Annotated in this window: 17 protein-coding genes and 1 pseudogene; 5 read left to right on the forward strand and 13 right to left on the reverse strand. The window is 62.9% G+C overall.

From position 1 onward, the window contains the following. The 7 genes and pseudogenes from OOZ51_RS04045 to OOZ51_RS04075 all read right to left on the reverse strand — a co-directional run. The coding region (locus tag OOZ51_RS04045) for a helix-turn-helix domain-containing protein (protein ID WP_265977658.1) at positions 1–240 on the reverse strand (240 nt) is incomplete at its 3' end. A gap of 1,061 nt (positions 241–1,301) precedes the next feature. After that, entirely contained in the window at positions 1,302–2,225 is a 924-nt protein-coding gene (locus OOZ51_RS04050) for a hypothetical protein (RefSeq protein ID WP_265977660.1), read from the reverse strand. After that, on the reverse strand, positions 2,222–2,905 hold the full coding sequence (locus OOZ51_RS04055; RefSeq protein ID WP_265977662.1) for a Fe(II)-2OG oxygenase family protein: 684 nt from the start codon (positions 2,903–2,905) through the stop codon (positions 2,222–2,224). The genes OOZ51_RS04050 and OOZ51_RS04055 overlap by 4 nt, the downstream gene beginning before the upstream one ends. Positions 2,906–3,018: 113 nt before the next feature. After that, a pseudogene (locus OOZ51_RS04060) lies at positions 3,019–3,196 on the reverse strand (LLM class flavin-dependent oxidoreductase); the annotation flags it as partial. Between the two features lie 67 nt (positions 3,197–3,263). After that, positions 3,264–4,226: an ABC transporter permease gene (locus OOZ51_RS04065; RefSeq protein WP_265977663.1), complete on the reverse strand. Its 963-nt coding sequence runs from the start codon at positions 4,224–4,226 to the stop codon at positions 3,264–3,266. Next, positions 4,216–4,953, reverse strand: a complete 738-nt coding sequence (locus OOZ51_RS04070) for an ABC transporter ATP-binding protein (RefSeq protein ID WP_265977664.1) — start codon at positions 4,951–4,953, stop codon at positions 4,216–4,218. The genes OOZ51_RS04065 and OOZ51_RS04070 overlap by 11 nt, the downstream gene beginning before the upstream one ends. 117 nt (positions 4,954–5,070) lie before the next feature. Continuing rightward, positions 5,071–6,225, reverse strand: a complete 1,155-nt coding sequence (locus OOZ51_RS04075) for an ABC transporter substrate-binding protein (RefSeq protein ID WP_265977665.1) — start codon at positions 6,223–6,225, stop codon at positions 5,071–5,073. 315 nt (positions 6,226–6,540) lie between these two features. On the opposite strand from OOZ51_RS04075, the gene OOZ51_RS04080 reads away from it, so the two are divergent. From OOZ51_RS04080 to OOZ51_RS04090, 3 genes are read left to right on the forward strand one after another with little or no spacing between them, the layout of a single operon-like run. Further along, positions 6,541–6,765: a helix-turn-helix domain-containing protein gene (locus OOZ51_RS04080; protein WP_265977666.1), complete on the forward strand. Its 225-nt coding sequence runs from the start codon at positions 6,541–6,543 to the stop codon at positions 6,763–6,765. Continuing rightward, positions 6,762–7,367: a HipA N-terminal domain-containing protein gene (locus tag OOZ51_RS04085; RefSeq protein WP_265977667.1), complete on the forward strand. Its 606-nt coding sequence runs from the start codon at positions 6,762–6,764 to the stop codon at positions 7,365–7,367. The genes OOZ51_RS04080 and OOZ51_RS04085 overlap by 4 nt, the downstream gene beginning before the upstream one ends. Then, on the forward strand, positions 7,313–7,831 hold the full coding sequence (locus tag OOZ51_RS04090; protein WP_265978041.1) for a HipA domain-containing protein: 519 nt from the start codon (positions 7,313–7,315) through the stop codon (positions 7,829–7,831). Before OOZ51_RS04085 ends, OOZ51_RS04090 begins: the two co-directional genes overlap by 55 nt. 97 nt (positions 7,832–7,928) lie before the next feature. Here OOZ51_RS04090 and OOZ51_RS04095 read toward each other — a convergent pair whose 3' ends face one another. The 5 genes from OOZ51_RS04095 to OOZ51_RS04115 all read right to left on the reverse strand — a co-directional run bounded on the left by OOZ51_RS04095 (position 7,929) and on the right by OOZ51_RS04115 (position 13,613). Then, positions 7,929–9,341, reverse strand: coding sequence for a sulfate adenylyltransferase subunit 1 (locus OOZ51_RS04095; RefSeq protein WP_265977668.1), 1,413 nt, complete (start codon positions 9,339–9,341; stop codon positions 7,929–7,931). After that, complete coding sequence (gene cysD, locus OOZ51_RS04100; protein WP_265977669.1) at positions 9,341–10,327, reverse strand: sulfate adenylyltransferase subunit CysD; 987 nt, start codon at positions 10,325–10,327, stop codon at positions 9,341–9,343. The genes OOZ51_RS04095 and cysD overlap by 1 nt, the downstream gene beginning before the upstream one ends. Continuing rightward, positions 10,324–11,040: a phosphoadenylyl-sulfate reductase gene (locus OOZ51_RS04105; RefSeq protein WP_265977671.1), complete on the reverse strand. Its 717-nt coding sequence runs from the start codon at positions 11,038–11,040 to the stop codon at positions 10,324–10,326. The genes cysD and OOZ51_RS04105 overlap by 4 nt, the downstream gene beginning before the upstream one ends. After that, on the reverse strand, positions 11,037–12,782 hold the full coding sequence (locus tag OOZ51_RS04110) for a nitrite/sulfite reductase (RefSeq protein ID WP_265977673.1): 1,746 nt from the start codon (positions 12,780–12,782) through the stop codon (positions 11,037–11,039). Before OOZ51_RS04110 ends, OOZ51_RS04105 begins: the two co-directional genes overlap by 4 nt. A 132-nt stretch (positions 12,783–12,914) precedes the next feature. Beyond that, a complete protein-coding gene (locus tag OOZ51_RS04115) occupies positions 12,915–13,613 on the reverse strand; it encodes a sirohydrochlorin chelatase (RefSeq protein ID WP_265977674.1) in 699 nt (232 codons plus the stop codon). Between the two features lie 51 nt (positions 13,614–13,664). Between OOZ51_RS04115 and OOZ51_RS04120 the strand changes: the two genes are divergently transcribed. Both OOZ51_RS04120 and OOZ51_RS04125 read left to right on the forward strand, forming a co-directional pair. Continuing rightward, positions 13,665–14,348, forward strand: coding sequence for a trimeric intracellular cation channel family protein (locus OOZ51_RS04120; RefSeq protein ID WP_265977675.1), 684 nt, complete (start codon positions 13,665–13,667; stop codon positions 14,346–14,348). A gap of 13 nt (positions 14,349–14,361) precedes the next feature. Next, a complete protein-coding gene (locus OOZ51_RS04125; protein WP_265977677.1) occupies positions 14,362–14,784 on the forward strand; it encodes a hypothetical protein in 423 nt (140 codons plus the stop codon). Positions 14,785–14,924: 140 nt separating this feature from the next. Here the strand turns inward: OOZ51_RS04125 and OOZ51_RS04130 are convergent, their stop codons facing one another. Continuing rightward, positions 14,925–15,743 carry an endonuclease domain-containing protein gene (locus OOZ51_RS04130; RefSeq protein ID WP_265977678.1) on the reverse strand — a complete coding sequence of 273 codons (819 nt, stop codon included), beginning with the start codon at positions 15,741–15,743 and terminating at the stop codon, positions 14,925–14,927. Between the last annotated feature and the right edge of the window lie 123 nt (positions 15,744–15,866).

A 15,866-nucleotide genomic window follows, 5' to 3' on the forward strand; every position in this document is an offset into this window, starting at 1 on the left:
CCGGGATTTGTGGACCCACTGGTAGCACGTCATCAGGTTGAATCCGAGCTCCTTCGCGGCCGCGCTCACACTCCCAACGCGGTCCAACACCGAAAAGAACTGAGCCCTCTGCTCCGGCGTGTATTTCCTCCGGCCGGCAGCTTCTCTCGTTAAAGACGACACGGTCGTTGCAACTCCCAAAATTCTGGGTGTTGCAACGACCGCGAGAACCCGCCCTTGCCGGGTAAGGACGGCGCTCATCGTCGTTCTGCCGACTACTTGTCGGGGCAGTTTCGCTTGTCGTGCCCGTGGAAGCCGCAGACGCTGCACTGCCCTGCGTTTTGCGAAACGGTGCACGACCTCCTGTCATGGCCTTCAACCCCACAAATTGAACAGGTCCGACTACCGCCCATTACTTCCCCTTTTGCTGATGCTCAACACTTGAAGGCTCATGTTATCCACCGCGTCCCCAGCCAGCCAAACAAGTCGGGAGGCTAAAGATCGTCCCTATAGCAAAAGGCCCCTCCCAGAGCACAGGAACTTCGTTCTGGGCCGAGAGAGGGGGGCCTTTGGCATTGCCTGACCTCGTCGGATCAAGCGGGCAGGATTACCATGGCCAACGCCTCGACGTCGTCTGGCGCTATCGGTCGCAGTGTGCCGAACTCCTTGAATTGCCACCTCGGTCCCGTCCCGTCAGTGAACTGGACCTCCCGCTCGCGCCCGAAATCCTGAGGATCCCTGTAAATCTGAGTGCGAGCGTTACCAAAGCCACCGGGGGCATTCATGGGCCAGGTCTTACTGATTTCTGTTGGAGTCGTGCCCGCCCCTGGCGCCTCCGGACGAAGCCTTTGCACGACTGACACCATCGAGTTAGGTTCGTCGCCGCCGTTGTGCACGATCCAATTAACGTGCTGTCGAGTCTGGCCCATGGACGGGTGAAGGCCCGACGGCGACCTCTCAGCGGTCAAGCTCACTTTTGCCGCCAGACTCCGCTTCCGTGCCTCAGCCTCCGACACTTGCTGCTGACGGAAGAGCGCCCGGTCATCCATTGCTTCGTCGCGCTCATCCTCTAGTCGCTTGCCGTCCCTGAGGCCAAACCACAAAGCGATTGTCACGGCGCCTATCGTTCCGACAGCTGCTAACCAGTCAGGAACCGAACCCCAATTTTGTAATGCCATGAAGGCCGAAATATTCACGTTGCGAGGATATCCGGCGCCCCCGGACAAGCGCTTCGCCGCGACGGCGAGCGCTCGGAGGCAGCACCGGCGATTTGCAAACCCGGCTGGGTCTGACGCGCCGTATCGCAGTTCCGTCCCCGCCCCTCAGTCGTTTCCGTACTCGCCTTCAGCTTCCACCAGAAACTCCTCGCCTTGCACTTCGAAAGGCTCGTCAAGCCCAGCCGACTCTAAAAGGGAGAGCTCATTCAGAATCAATTGGCATGCTGCACAAGAAAAGTAGTCAGGCAGGGCATCCGCTACACCCCACGACTCGTGCTCGCCCGTGCCTGGATCAAAATAGCCATCGGACCGCTCGTTTTGCACCTCCTCGGCTTCAAGCAACCCTGAACTCCCGCACGCCGGACAAATTGCACTCTTTGAGTACCTGAGGCCGAGAGCCAACTGGCGCTCAGTCTTCCAAACCTTCTGCTGTCTTTCCGGCAAGTCACCTCGCGACTTTTGCAAGTACCGCTGCTCGGCGCGGTTTACTAATGACTGAAATCGTTCTTCCATATACTGCTGATTCTGTTCTAGGTACTTGTTTACAACTTTCTCGCGGTAGAAGCCGACAAGTTGATCGATAGTCTTGTCCTGCCCAGTTATCAAAGTGCTGGCCGAACTCCAGAACCTCTGCCACCACTTGTCTGGAGGTAGGGCGCCGAATCCGACTCCCGCGCCATGTAGGTACTCATTCCGCGCGGTTGCGATTTCCGTAGCGTGGACAAGATTGAACGTAGGGAACGCGCGTTTGCACCTCTTGAAGACTGTCGACGCGCTCACGGTCGTAAACTTTCCATCCCCGTCACCGATGCCCATAGCGGCCAGGATGTTTCTTCCCTCCTCGGTCGGCTCTGCGATAAGAAGCGGGGATATCTTTGCCAGTGCGGACTTGCCGAGCAACTCCAGGGCGAGAGACGCCCACAAAGCTTGCTCATCGAAGGACTGGTTCTCTTGCTCGTCCATGGCGCGACTGATGAACAGTTTCGCCTTCAGCCAAAGCGCCTCGTGGTCGTATGACTGGTGACTCACCTCTTCGCTCCAATCCTGTAAGCAACCCGCGTTACTTCACGCGCGCTATCGCTTTCAACTACCTTCGCTCGCCCATGCAAAGCCAATCGGTTCGCGATCAAGAGATACGACTTTGGAACGGACCAATGAAAGGGAGTCGCTTTGTCCTGCAGCGATCGTAGGTAGTCTGCTGCGTCCCGCGCCCTTGCATCGGCAGGCTCCATCACGTTCGGATCGTAGCGAAGCCGTCCGGCATCCAGAACGGGCGCCAAAAAGGCTGCAGGGCCACTACCGACAATGAAAATCCCATGCCGGAGGTATTCGGATGGAAGATATTCCTTCGCGCTCGCGAAACGAAGATCCAACTCCTTAATGCTGAGGACATTCGTAGGCGTCTCATTCGGCGCGTCGCAAAAAAGAAGCACCACGTCAGGAGGAGTGGGGAAATGGGCGCCGTCCACATGTAGCGGCTGCTCGTCCAATCCGTAAACTGCGCTAATCGAACGAGGATAAGGCGCTGCAGCCTGCGAGGTCGGACGCAGCATGGTCTCCGTTCCCTGTCCTGAGCGCGTCTCCACCTCCTCCCATTTGTCCAACCTGGCTTCAAACCGCAAATTTTGTAGGCTTGACGTCTCGCCAGAGGACCATCCTTGCTGTTGAGCTTCTTCCCAGGCTTCCTTAAGACTCTTGATGCCCCTCATCCCCCTTTTTGCTAATTTTCCAGCCAGAGCCTACATGAGGCCGACGACGCTCATGTTTGACACTTCCGTGACCCTAAAGATGCGGTCTTGCTGAGCTCAAAGACGCACTAGGAATTTTCATAGCGCATGTGGATCACGCCGGTGCCCATCTCGATCCGGCTGGTCCGGGCCGCGATGGCAGCCAACAAGGGGAACGGGAAAGACTGCTGGCGCAAAGTGGTGCACGCGGAAGAACGCTCCGTTGATCTCGAGTTCCTCCGCCGCGACGGCCAAGTCAATCCCCTGCAGCAAGGCGTCGCCGGCCGAACGAGTCAGTGAGCCTTGGACAGGCCCCCAATGGGGTGGGCCGCGGAATTCCTTAGCGCGTGCTCCCCGCCAGCAGACCGCGGCGCAACAGGAGGCGGCGCTCAATCGGGGCGAACACCACGAGCTCGATAAGGATGCCCACAAACAAGATGGCCAGAATCGCGGACATGACCGTGGCCATGTCGGACAGAGTGCGGCCCTGGTCCAGGAGCGAACCGAGTCCGAAGCCGATGGTACCGCCCACCGCGATGATTTCGGCAGCCATGAGGGATCGCCAGGAGAATGCCCAGCCCTGCTTGAGGCCGCCGAGGTAGCCGGGAAGGGCCGCCGGCAGGACAATCTGCAAGGCCATCTGTAGCCGCGATGCACCGAGGACCTTGCCCACGCTCCGGTATTGCGGCGGGATCTGGTCCACACCGGAAATCAGCCCGTTGATGATGGAAGGGATGGCACCCATCAGAACGACGAAGTACACAGTGCCGTCCGATAGTCCGAACCAGATGATGGCGGCAGGAACCCACGCCACGGATGGAAGCACCTGTAGCCCCGAAATGAGCGGCCCGAAGGCACGGCGCAGCGGCTGCACTTGCGCGAGGAGCAGGCCCAGCGGGGTGGCCACGGCAACACTGATGAGGAACCCGATTACGCCGCGCTGGAGTGAAGTCAGCACGGCTTCCTGGGCTTTGCCTTCGGCCCAAAGAGCACCGAACTGGCCCAGGACATCAAGCGGGCCCGGAACTTGGTCACGGCGTTTGAAACCGAGGGAGACGTAGAACTGCCACGCCAGGATGAGCACCAAGAGCGCTGCAATGGGGAGGATGACCCGGGTCCAGTCGATGCGCGCCTTGCGGTGTGAGTCCGACTGCAATTTGTCCAGGCCGGCCTCAAGGTCCCGGAGCTCATCCGGGTTTCCCTTCAGGGACGGCGACGTGATGTGGCGGGACTCCGAAGCTTGCTCGGCGTTCTCCGCCCCTGTGCTTTCCCCGGCAAGCCGGGTCTCTTGTTCAATTGGCATGGCGGCGGATCTCCTCGCGCAGGCGGCGGGTAATGGTTCCAGTCAGTTCCCCGGCACGGCCGGCGTCGGTCCGGTGTTCCTCCGAGACGTTCCATTCGGCCACAACCCGTCCCGGACGGGAGGACAGCAAGAGCACCCTCTGGCCCAGCCGCACGGCCTCACGCACGTTGTGCGTCACGAACACGATTGTGCGGCCGGTTTCCTTCCAGATCCGCTCCAGCTCGTCGTGGAGAAGGTCGCGGGTGATGGCATCGAGCGCGGCGAACGGTTCGTCCATGAGTAGCAGCTGCCGGTCCTGGGCCAAAGCGCGAGCCAGGGCGACGCGTTGCCGCATGCCTCCGGAGAGCTCGTGCGGGCGCTTGTCTCCCGCGCCGCCCAAGTGGACGAGGTCCAACAGTTCGCCTGTACGCGCAGCGCGCGAAGCCTTGCTTGTGCTGCCGGACTTGTCGGCCAGCTTCAGCGCGAGTTCGATATTGCCACGGGCCGTGAGCCACGGAAACAGCGCAGAATCCTGGAACATGAAGGCGGCGCCGTCGCTGGGCACCTCCAGAGCGCCCGACGTCGGCTGGTCCAATCCCGCGAGGATGTTCAGCAGGGTGGATTTGCCGCAGCCGGACGCGCCGAGCAGCGCGACGAACTCGCCCTGCTGGATGGTGGCGTTGACGTCGTCCAACACCGGGGCGCCGTCGCCGAAGCGTTTACCCAGGTGTTCCAGTACGACTGGCATGGTCCCGTCCTTCGTTTGTTGCTTCGTTTGTTGAATGTGCACCCAACTAACTGGCAGTTGTTGTCGTTATGAGCCGTCAAAACGACAACAGCTGCCAGTCAGTTGGGTGGCGGCGGTTCAGTCCTGGCCCAGTCCTGCGGCCGATGTCTTCTGTCCCGTGACGCTGTTGAGGGCGCGGAGATCGAAGATGCCGTTGATGTCGGCGGGTTTGGTGATGCCGGCGTCCACGCCGTCCTGGAGCAGCTTCTTGTAGGTTCCGGCGAGCGGGTCCACGGTGAAGACGATGTTCTTCAGGGAGCGGTCGATCACGTCGGCCGGGAGCGTGCTGCCCGCGGTCGCCTTCAGCGCGGCGTTGATGGCGGCGGCCTTGTCGGCGGCCGAGGCCGTGTTGAGCCACTTGACGGAGGCCTCGTGGCCCTGGAGCAAGGCGGTCACGGTCTCGGGGTGTTCTGCGGCGAACTTCTTGCTGACGATCAGGATGGTAGTGGGAAACTCACCCTTGTCCCAGAGGTCCTTCTCGTCCACCAGCACCTTGCCGCCGGCCTGAAGCACCAGTCGGGAGGCCCAGGGCTCTGGTAACCACGCGCCGTCGAGCTTTCCGTCTTGGAAGAGCTTGAGGGTCTGGGCGTTCTCGGTCGGGTTGACGGCGACGTCGCCGCCGCCGTTCGGGTTGGTTTTCAGGCCCTGCTTGCCCAGCCAGGCGCGCAGCGCCACGTCCTGGGTGCCGCCGAGCTGCGGTGAGGCGAGGGTCTTGCCCTTGAGGTCTGCGGCGGAGTTGATGCCGGGCTTGACCACCAGCTGGGCTCCGCCCGAGGCAGCACCCGCGATGATGCTGATGGACGCGCCCTTGCTCTGGACGAAGGAATTGATGGCCGGATTCGGGCCAAGGTAGGCGGCGTCGATCGCGCCGGCGTTCAGGGCCTCGATGGCGGCCGGTCCGGCGTTGAAGATCTGGGTAGTGAGCTTGGTGCTGCCCAGCTTGCTGGCGATGATGCCCTTGCTCACCCCGACCAGTGCGGGGGCGTGGGTGACGTTGCCGAAGTAGCCCAGCCGGAGTTCCGCGGCGGGCGTCGTCGCTGCCGCGGGCTTCGTTTCGTTGTTCTTCGCGACAACGGACGCCACGGCCGCGCCGGCGCCGATCAGGAGTACGAGTCCGACGGCGATGCCGATCTCGAGCGTGCGGCGGCGCTTGGGCTTGTTGCTTTCACCCGCGACGATGCGCGTGGTTCCCGGGTTCGAGGCGGGCGGCGTGGGTTCTGGGGTGTTTGACATGGGGGGAATCCTTGGGATGCGTTGCGGAAGGGGCTGGGCGGGTTGTCAGGCCCTGCGACATCGCCCCGAGAGGGCAGGCAAGGACCAATCCGAAGAGGTCATGGATTCACCATAGGGACTGTCATAATTGCCGTTCAACGACCCGGAAACCCGGGGTCACGCACGTTCATGCGGCGTCACAATCGGGCCCAGGCCACTCCTTCACTGGTTGTCGCCGTACAGCGACAGAGACCATTGTCGCCGTACGGCATCAAATGTTACTGTAGCCGTACGGCGACAATCACCGGAGTAGCCGTACGGCGACAGGGGTCTTTCATGTTTACAGTCCGCGAGGCAGGGCCTCTTGTACGCGAACTCCGGGAAGAACATGGCTGGACACAAGCCGAGCTCGCGAGCCGGGCCGGGGTATCCAGATCCTTCCTCGTGGACCTGGAGGCCGGGAAATCCACCGTTGAAACATGGAAATTCATGGACGTGTTCCAAGCGTTAGGCTACGAAATCGCCATCCGGAACCGTGAAACGGGCAAGGTGCGCTGGTGAGTACGCGTGGACTGTACGTCTACCTGGACGGCATATTGTGTGGTCACCTTGAGCAGACTTCGGGCGGCAACCTGACGTTCAAATATGACGATTCGTATCGCTCAGGCTCCAACCCAACGCCCCTGTCCCTTTCCATGCCCTTGGCCGTGTTGGTCCATAAGAAGCGTTCGGTACTGCCCTTTCTGCAGGGGCTCCTGCCGGACAACGAGGAGGCGTTGCGAGCCATCGGACGTCGCTTCTCGGTCTCTCCTAGCAACCCATTCGCGATCCTGGAGCACATTGGCTTCGACGTGGCTGGAGCCATTCAGATTTGCGGCCCGGATGGCCGCCCCACCGACGGCGTCCTCCAACGGCACGACGTCCGTCCCGTCGTCGAATCAGACGTTGCCACGATGCTGGACCATGCCGTATCGGAATACGCCGACGGTACGCCTTACGACGACGGTGCTGGCCGCTTCAGTGTGGCGGGCGCCCAGCCAAAGATCGCGTTGCACAAAATGGCCGACGGCGGATGGGGCGTGCCGAATGAGCGACGCCGACCACCCACATCCTCAAACCCGCCACCGGCCCGTTCAGCCGGCTCGACGTCGTCGAGCAGATGACCATGCACGCGGCTTCCGTGCTGGGGAATGATGTCGCCAAGTCAGAAATCGTATCCATCGGCAAGTGGGACGTCTTCGTCACCGAACGCTACGACAGGGCCTTGGATGCCCGCGCAAAGAACTATTCGCTGTTGCTCCGTGGAAACAACGTGAGCTTGGCGCCCCTCTACGATCTGGCGACATACGCCCCGTATTGGGATGGCACGAGCAGGATCGATAGCGCGATGAATGTCGGTGGCGAATACAGTCTTGAACGCATCAGTCGGTCGAACCTTGCAGCGCTTGGGCCCAAATTCGGGCTCTCGATCGATCAGGCCAATGAAACCGTCACGGAAGTCTCCTCCGGCGTCGTCCGGGCCTTTGAGTCCGCCCGCGCGCGGCTCGAAAACCAGGGACCTCAAGTGCGCGCAGTAGCGGACGATGTTCTGGGCGGACTGGTCAAGCTCCCACTGGTCGGCGCCTGACGGCTGGTCCCAACGCAAAAAACCGCAGCTTGTTTCCCATCCCGGTCCTTGAAGGCGGGGTTTGGGAAACAAGCTGCGGTTCCAGTCACCAAGAAAGTCAGATGACGTAACGTTCGTCCTCATGGTCGCCCGGGTGGTCCTTCACCAAACCGGCGGCCAAGGTGTTGCCGTCCACGGGATCGATCACCAGGAACGCGCCCGTGCGGCGGTGGTGCAGGTAATTCTCGAGGGGCAACGGCGCGGCGAGTCGAAGCTGGGCGTTGCCAATGTCGTTCAGTTCAAGGCTGGAGGCAGCCTCCACGTTGAACGTGGCCAGGTCCAGCTTGCCGGTCACATTGCGCACCAGCGCCTGGACAGTGCGGGTGCCATGCTTCACGATCACCTTGGCACCTTCGCGCAGCGGCTTCGGCGAGAGCCAGCACAGCGCTGCGTACAGGTCAGCCGAGCTCTCGCGCACCGTTCCTGCCGCGGCAATGGTGTCACCGCGGGCGATGTCGATCTCATCGGCCAAGCGGATCGCCACGGACTGAGGAGCAGTGGCCTCGGCCAAGTCGTTGCCGGCGAAGTCGATCCCCGTCACCGTGGTGATCCGGGGCTCGTGGCCCGGGCTCAGGACGGTGACCTTGTCGCCGAGCTTCACGGTTCCTTCCGTGATCTGGCCGGCGTAGGCACGGTAGTCGCGGTACGCCTCGACGTCGAGGCCTGCGGCGACGGCGTCGGGGGCCAGCGCGCCTTGCGGGCGGATGACCAGCTGGACCGGGAAGCGGAAGCTTTCCAGGTGGCTTTCAAGTTCGTCGGCGGCCGGAAGGGTTTCCAGGACCTCGAGCAGTGCGGGCCCGCTGTACCAGGGGGTGCGGTCCGAGCGGTCCACCACGTTGTCGCCGTCGAGCGCTGAAACCGGGATGACCACGACGTCGGCAATGCCATCGCTGCCCAAGCCAAGCTCGCGGGCAACCTTCTGCACGTCCGTCTCGATTTCGCGGAAGACGGACTCGCGGAAGTCCACGAGGTCGATCTTGTTCACGGCGACAATCACGTGCGCCACGCGCAACAGCTGCAGCACGGACAAGTGCCGGCGGGTCTGCTCCAAGACTCCCTTGCGGGCGTCAATGAGTACGACGACGGCGTCCGCGGTAGACGCGCCGGTCACCGTGTTCTTGGTGTACTGAACATGGCCCGGGCAGTCCGCGAGGATGAAGCTGCGACGGTCGGTGGCGAAGTAGCGGTATGCGACGTCGATGGTGATGCCTTGTTCCCGCTCGGCACGAAGGCCATCGGTCAGGAGGGCAAGGTCGATCGCCTGAGTGCCTGTGGCGCCGGCTCCACCGAAGCCACGGTCCGCTGAGGTGCGGGCCACAGCGTCGAGCTGGTCGGCGAGGATCGCCTTGGAATCGTGAAGCAAGCGTCCCACCAGGGTGGACTTGCCGTCGTCGACGGACCCAGCAGTGGCAAAGCGAAACAGGGTGGATTCGCGCAGGCCGCTCTCAAGGAGTGAAGTCTCAGTGCTCATTAGAAGTAGCCGTCCTTCTTGCGGTCTTCCATGGCTGCCTCGGAGATGCGGTCATCTGCACGGGTGGCGCCACGTTCGGTGAGTGTGGATGCGGCAACTTCGACAACCACGTCGGCAACGGTGCGGGCGTCGGAAAGGACGGCGCCGGTGCAGGACATGTCGCCTACGGTGCGGTAACGCACGAGCTTCGTAATGACTTCCTCATGGGGTTTAGGCATGGAGACCTCACCCACTGCGCGCCACATGCCGTCGCGCTCGTAGACTTCGCGCTCGTGGGCGTAGTACAAACCGGGCAACTCAATGCCTTCGCGCTCGATGTAGCGCCAGACGTCCAGCTCGGTCCAGTTGCTGATGGGGAATGCCCGGACGTGCTGGCCCACGGTGTGGCGGCCGTTGTACAGGTTCCACAATTCGGGGCGCTGATTGCGGGGATCCCACTGGCCGAATTCGTCACGCAGGCTCAGGATGCGCTCCTTGGCACGGGCCTTGTCCTCGTCGCGACGGCCGCCGCCGAAAACGGCGTCGAACTTGTTGCGCTGGATGGCATCCAGGAGCGGCACGGTCTGCAGCGGGTTGCGGGTGCCGTCGGCACGTTCGGCGAGTTCGCCGCGGTCGATGAACTCCTGCACGGAGCCAACCACGAGCTTGAGGCCCAGGCGCTCCACCGTGCGATCACGGAAATCAATGACCTCAGGGAAGTTATGGCCAGTGTCCACGTGCAAGACGGGGAACGGTACCTTGCCCGGCCAGAACGCCTTGGTAGCCAGGTGCAGCATGACCACGGAGTCCTTGCCGCCGGAGAACAGCAACGCAGGCTTCTCGAACTCGGCAACAACCTCGCGGATGATGTGGATGGCCTCGGACTCGAGGGTGTCGAGGCTGGACAGGCGGGCCGAACGCAGAGCCGGAGCGGCAGTCGGCGTCTCAGCAGCGTCGGTTTCCAGCACAGACAACTCCAGGTCCTCGTTGGTGATTTGGGTGCTCATACGTGTAGTCCGCATTCTGTCTTGTCGGTTCCTGCCCAGCGGCCGGAGCGGGGGTCCGCTCCCGGGGCCACTTTCCTGGTGCACGGCTGGCATCCGATGGACGGGTAGCCCTGGCTCAGGAGGGGGTTGACGGGAAGGATGTTGTCTTCGGAGTACTGGACCAACTGGTCGAAGCTCCAATCGGCCATCGGGTTGACCTTGACCAGGCCGTTCGTCTCGTCCCAGGTGATCAGCGGAGTGTTGGTCCGGGTGGGGGCCTCGTCGCGGCGGACACCGGTGAACCAGACTTCGTAGCCGGCCAGGGTCCGCCGCAGCGGCTGGACCTTCCGGAGCGCGCAGCACTGGGCGGCGTCGCGGGCGAAGAGGTCCTTGCCGAGAAGGCGGTCCTGCTGCTCCACGGTGTTCTCCGGGAGCACGTCCACGATGTTCACACGCAGGTTCGCGGCGACCTCATCCCGTGTGGCGTGGGTTTCCGGGAAGTGGTAGCCAGTCTCCAGGAAGAGAACGTCGACGCCGGGAAACTGGTCCGCGACAAGAGCCGGCAGCACGGCGTCGGCCATCGAGCAGGCCACGGCGACGGCGGGCAAGTCGAAGTTGCGGGCCACCCAGGCGATGACGTCGCGGGCGGGCGCGTTCCAGCCGAGCTCTGCGGCACCGGATTCGGCCAGGGCCTTGAGTTCGTCGTGGGAGCGGAGCTTGGTGCTGGTAGTCACTGGAGATCTCCTTCATCTGCGGAGTGTGCCCATTCGGCGAAGGTCTGGCCTTCGGCGCGGTCTGCCACGAATTTCCGGACTACCCGTTCTACGTAATCGGGCAGGTCCTCGACGTAAACCTTGAGGCCGCGCACCGTGCGGCCGAGGCCTGCTTCTTCGCGGTCGGAGGAAGCCAACCCGCCGCCCAAGTGAACCTGGAAGCCGGGGGTGGGGTCGCCGTCGGGCGTTGGCAGCATCATGCCCTTGAGCCCGATGTCCGCGGTCTGGATGCGGGCGCAGGAGTTGGGGCAGCCGTTGATGTGCAGGGATAGTGCCTGTGGCAGCTGACCGCTGTCCGCGAGGTCGGCCAGGCGGCGTTCCAGTTCGGCGATGGCGGTGGCTGCGGTGACCTTGGTTTCCACGATGGCAAGCTTGCAGAACTCGATGCCGGTGCAGGCGATGGTGCCGCGGCGGAACACGGACGGACGGGCGGAGAGGCCCAGTGCGTCCAGTTCGGCGACGAGCGGTTCCACCTGCTCTTTGGCGACGTCCAGCACAACGATCTTCTGGTGCGGCGTGGTGCGCAGGCGGAAGGATCCACGGGCTTCGAGGGTGTCGGCCAGCTTCACGAGCTGGCTGCCGGACAAGCGTCCTGCCAGCGGGGTGGCGCCGATGAAGAACTTGCCGTCCTTCTGTTCGTGCACTCCAACGTGATCGCCGGGTGTAGAAGGCTTGGGCGCCGCCGGGCCGTCCGCAAGCTTGAAGCCGAGGTATTCGTCTTCAAGGATCTGGCGGAACTTCTCCGGACCCCAGTCGGCCAAGAGGAACTTCAGGCGGGCCTTGGTGCGCATGCGGCGGTAACCGTAGTCGCGGAAGATGCTGGTGACGCCGAGCCATACTTCGGCGGCTTCCTCGGGCTTCACGAACGCGCCGAGCCGCTTGGCCAGCATGGGGTTCGTGGAGAGCGCGCCACCCACCCAGAGGTCGTAGCCGACACCAAGTTCGGGGTGGACCATGCCAACCAAGCCGAAGTCGTTGATCTCGTGGACAACGTCCTGCGAGGGGTGGCCGGTGATGGCGGTCTTGTACTTGCGCGGCAGGTTGGCGAGCTCGGGATCGCCAATGAAGCGCTCCGCGAGTTCGTGGATCAGCGGCGTGGGGTCGATGATCTCGTCCTTGGCGATACCGGCGACCGGGGAGCCCAGGATGACGCGCGGGACGTCGCCGCAGGCCTCGGTGGTGGACAGGCCAACGGATTCGAGGCGACGCCAGATCTCCGGCACGTCCTCAACGCGGATCCAGTGCAGCTGGATGTTCTGGCGGTCAGTCAGGTCGGCGCTTCCGCGAGCGAAGTCAACGGAAATCTGGCCGATCACCCGCAGTTGCTCGGTGGTGAGCGCACCGCCGTCGATCCTGACGCGAAGCATGAAGTACTTGTCCTCGAGCTCGTGCGGCTCAAGCGTGGCGGTCTTGCCGCCGTCGATCCCGGGCTTGCGCTGGGTGTACAGGCCCCACCAGCGGAAGCGGCCGTGCAGGTCCGTGCCGTCGATCGAGTCGAAGCCGTGCTTGGAGTAGACAGACTCGATACGCTCGCGGACGTTCAGCCCGTTGTCTTCCTGCTTCCAGGTCTCGTTGGCGTTGAGCGGCGTGGTGCCGTCAACCTTCCACTGGCCATGGGGTTTAGCGGCAGGACGGGCGGTGCGGGCCGGGCGCTTGGGTGCAGCCTCGTCCGCAGACGCTCCGGCTAGAGCTGTATCAGTCATGCATCGACTGTAGAACCGCCCAGATTTCTCCAACAATGGAGCAGAAACGAAGAGTCACCTAGGGAAACATTTCGTCACGAACCGCCGTCGGACCTTGTTCGAGAGGCCCCGCTATGCATTCGAAAGAACGGTTCAGGAACGTGCGGCGAGGACTGCGTCGTAGCGTTCCAGGGCGATCTCCGCGAGCACCGGAGAAGGCAGCAGTGGCGCCGTCACGACGTCGGCCCCGGCTTTGGACAGTTGGTCGTGGAAGTAGCCCGTGGCCAACAGATACGAGGACACCACAACCCGGCCGCCGTCTTCGGTGAGTTCCGCGCGCAGGGCCGCGACGCCGTCGGGCACATTCGGTTCGGCACTTGCGCCATAGGCGACGCGCACCTTATTGGGCAGCAGCTCGGCGAGCTGACGCGCCTGCTCTTCCGAATCGACGGAACCGTCCGGCAAGGATGAGCCCGCGGCGGCGAGCAGGACGCCGTCGTCGTCGCCCAGGCCGGCGTCGCGCAACCGTGCGGCGAGCAGCTCCGCGAGCCGCGGATCCGGCCCCAGCGGCGGTGCCGCGGACACTTCCGGACGGGACCTGATCGCCTTGGGGATGTCCACCTTGACGTGGTAGCCCGTGCTGAGCAGCAAAGGAACGACGACGGCGGGGGTGCCTTCCGGGAGGCCCGCCACCACGCCGGACAACTCGGGTTCCTGGACGTCGACGTAGGCTTCAACAACAGTCAGGCCAGGACGGAGTGCCTCGATTTCAGCCATGACCCGGCGGATGGCGGCCTGCCCTTCGACGTTCCGGGTTCCGTGGGCGCACGCGATCAAGACGGGGCTGTTCATGGGTGCAAGCGTAACGTTGGGCAAGCATGATCGCCCGTCTGTGAACGAAGAATGGAGCTGCATTTGTTCACGTTTGACCTCGCGCTGGTATGGCTGGATCTGGCCGGCGTGTTCTTTTTCGCTGTGTCCGGGTCCTTGCTCGCGGCCAAGAAGCAGTTCGACATCATCGGCTCCCTTCTCTTGGCTTCGCTCGTGTCACTGGGCGGCGGCGTCATCCGCGACATCATCATCAACGCCGGCCCGCCCGCGGCGTTCACCAACCCGGTCTACTTGCTGCCGCCGTTGTTGGCCGCCGTGCTGGTGTACTTCCTGTTTTCAAGCATCCAACGCTTTACCTCGCTGTTGACCCTGTTCGACGCCGGCGGCCTGGCATTGTTCTGCATCACCGGAACGCTCAAGGCGCTGGCCGCGGGGATGAATCCGGTGGCTGCAGTCCTGTTGGGCGTCACCACGGCCGTGGGCGGCGGACTGCTCCGCGACATCACCGCCAACGAAATCCCCACGCTCTTCGATGCCCGGGATCTGTACGCCCTGCCGGCCTTCAGCGGAGCGGCACTGACGGCCTTGCTCTGGAACACGGGTGCCTTCAACGGGCTGACCGCTGCCCTGATTGCCGCCTTGGTTTTCGCCTTCCGGGTGGTGGCTTGGCGACGCGGTTGGCGAGTGCCCTTGGCGGTCCGCGGATGGCATCGCGCCGGGGTCTCGACAGGCGCCGATTCACGTGCCCGCGATTAGCTAGGATGGGAGCATGACTGACATGTTCCTCGAGAAGTTCCGCGCGCTTGTACCGAAGTATCTCGAGGACGAATGGCAGGAAGAAGACGGCCTCACCGCCTCCGAGCTGAACGAAGCCTTGGCCGCCCACTCGTTCACCGTTCCCATGGTTTTGCGCGAGTTCTACCTTGCGATCGGTGGTTGCGAGGACCTCATGGAGGCTTACCACTACTTCTGGGACCCCGAGGAACTCGAAGTGGACGACGAAGGCTTCCTCATGTTCCTGGAGGACGAAGAAGAGCAATTCACCTGGGGCTTCCGCGTAGGCGACCTTGGCGTCCCGGATCCCATCGTTTGGCGCCGCAACAACGCCCGCGGCCAGTGGAAATCCGAAGAAGGCACGTTCTCCGAGTTCGTGTTCGACATGTTCGACTGGGCTTTCAGCGACGAAGACTGAGGGTTGGGTTTGTTTTAGCGGAGACCGGAGCCTTCTCCCCACCTTTGGGCTGCCTCTAGGGCCCGGGCCCCTTGTTTCTAAGGGCACTCCGGTCCCCGCCTGGCCAAAACCGGGGAGTTTCAGCGGCATCCGTGACGGATTCAGCGGCATCCTTGGCGAAGGACCTGGAGAACCTCGGCACGCACGGTTTCCCGCTGATACACAATCTGCGAATAGTCGTATCTGAGAACCAGAAAGCCTTTCACCGTTCCTGCGTTATTGCGGCGCCTATCCTTCTTGACCTGCCGGGGCTGAAGATGGCTCTCACCGTCCACCTCCACAATCAGCTTTCCCTCCAGCAAGAAGTCGACGATGCCGATTCCGGACAATTCGACCTGTGTCTCGGTCCGGATGCCTGCTTGACGAAAAAGTATCCGCGCCAAGACCTCGATGGGAGAATCTGCCGAGCCATCGACGAGTGAGAGCACCTTTCGGGCCGCCCCGTTCCGGTTGCCAGGCAGCCTCTCACGGAGGTAATCAAGGTTGGTTCGTCCTTGGAGGAGGGCACTTTCCACCATGACGGCCGCCTCGACGTCGGGCAGGCAACGGAGGGAATGCAGCAAGGTATCTGTAAGGCTGGCCACTGGTCGGATGTGCCGAGTCTCCACCACTGACTCACGGTGGACCACAAATCCCTTGGCGTTGCCGTGCCTGCACAGTAAATGGGGGGTCCGAGGTTCGTGCAGAACCCAGATGCCGTTGTGACGGGCGCCGGATGCACACGTGAGCAGTCCGTTGGCGCTGAGGGCAGCGACGATATCTTCCTGGGCACCCGGCAAGGCCAGCACACCCCAGCGTCGCCGCACGACTTTGCTGCCAACAACCGCAGCCCGAATGGCACGATCGGAGAAACCAGCCTGCTTCACCGTGGAGGTTCTCGCAGCCGAGCCAGCGTATTTGAGGAAGCCAACGAGGTCCATGAGAAAACTTCAGCAGTTTGGCGTTGACGCCGGAAGGTGAAGGCTTCGCTATGTGGATAAGAGTGTAGGCGCGGAAACTCCCCGGTTTTGAGCGAGTTGCCGGGTTACCAACACCGAGAATTC

Origin of the sequence: Arthrobacter rhizophilus, assembly GCF_026241105.1 — a bacterium.
In the GTDB taxonomy this organism is placed as follows: domain Bacteria; phylum Actinomycetota; class Actinomycetes; order Actinomycetales; family Micrococcaceae; genus Arthrobacter.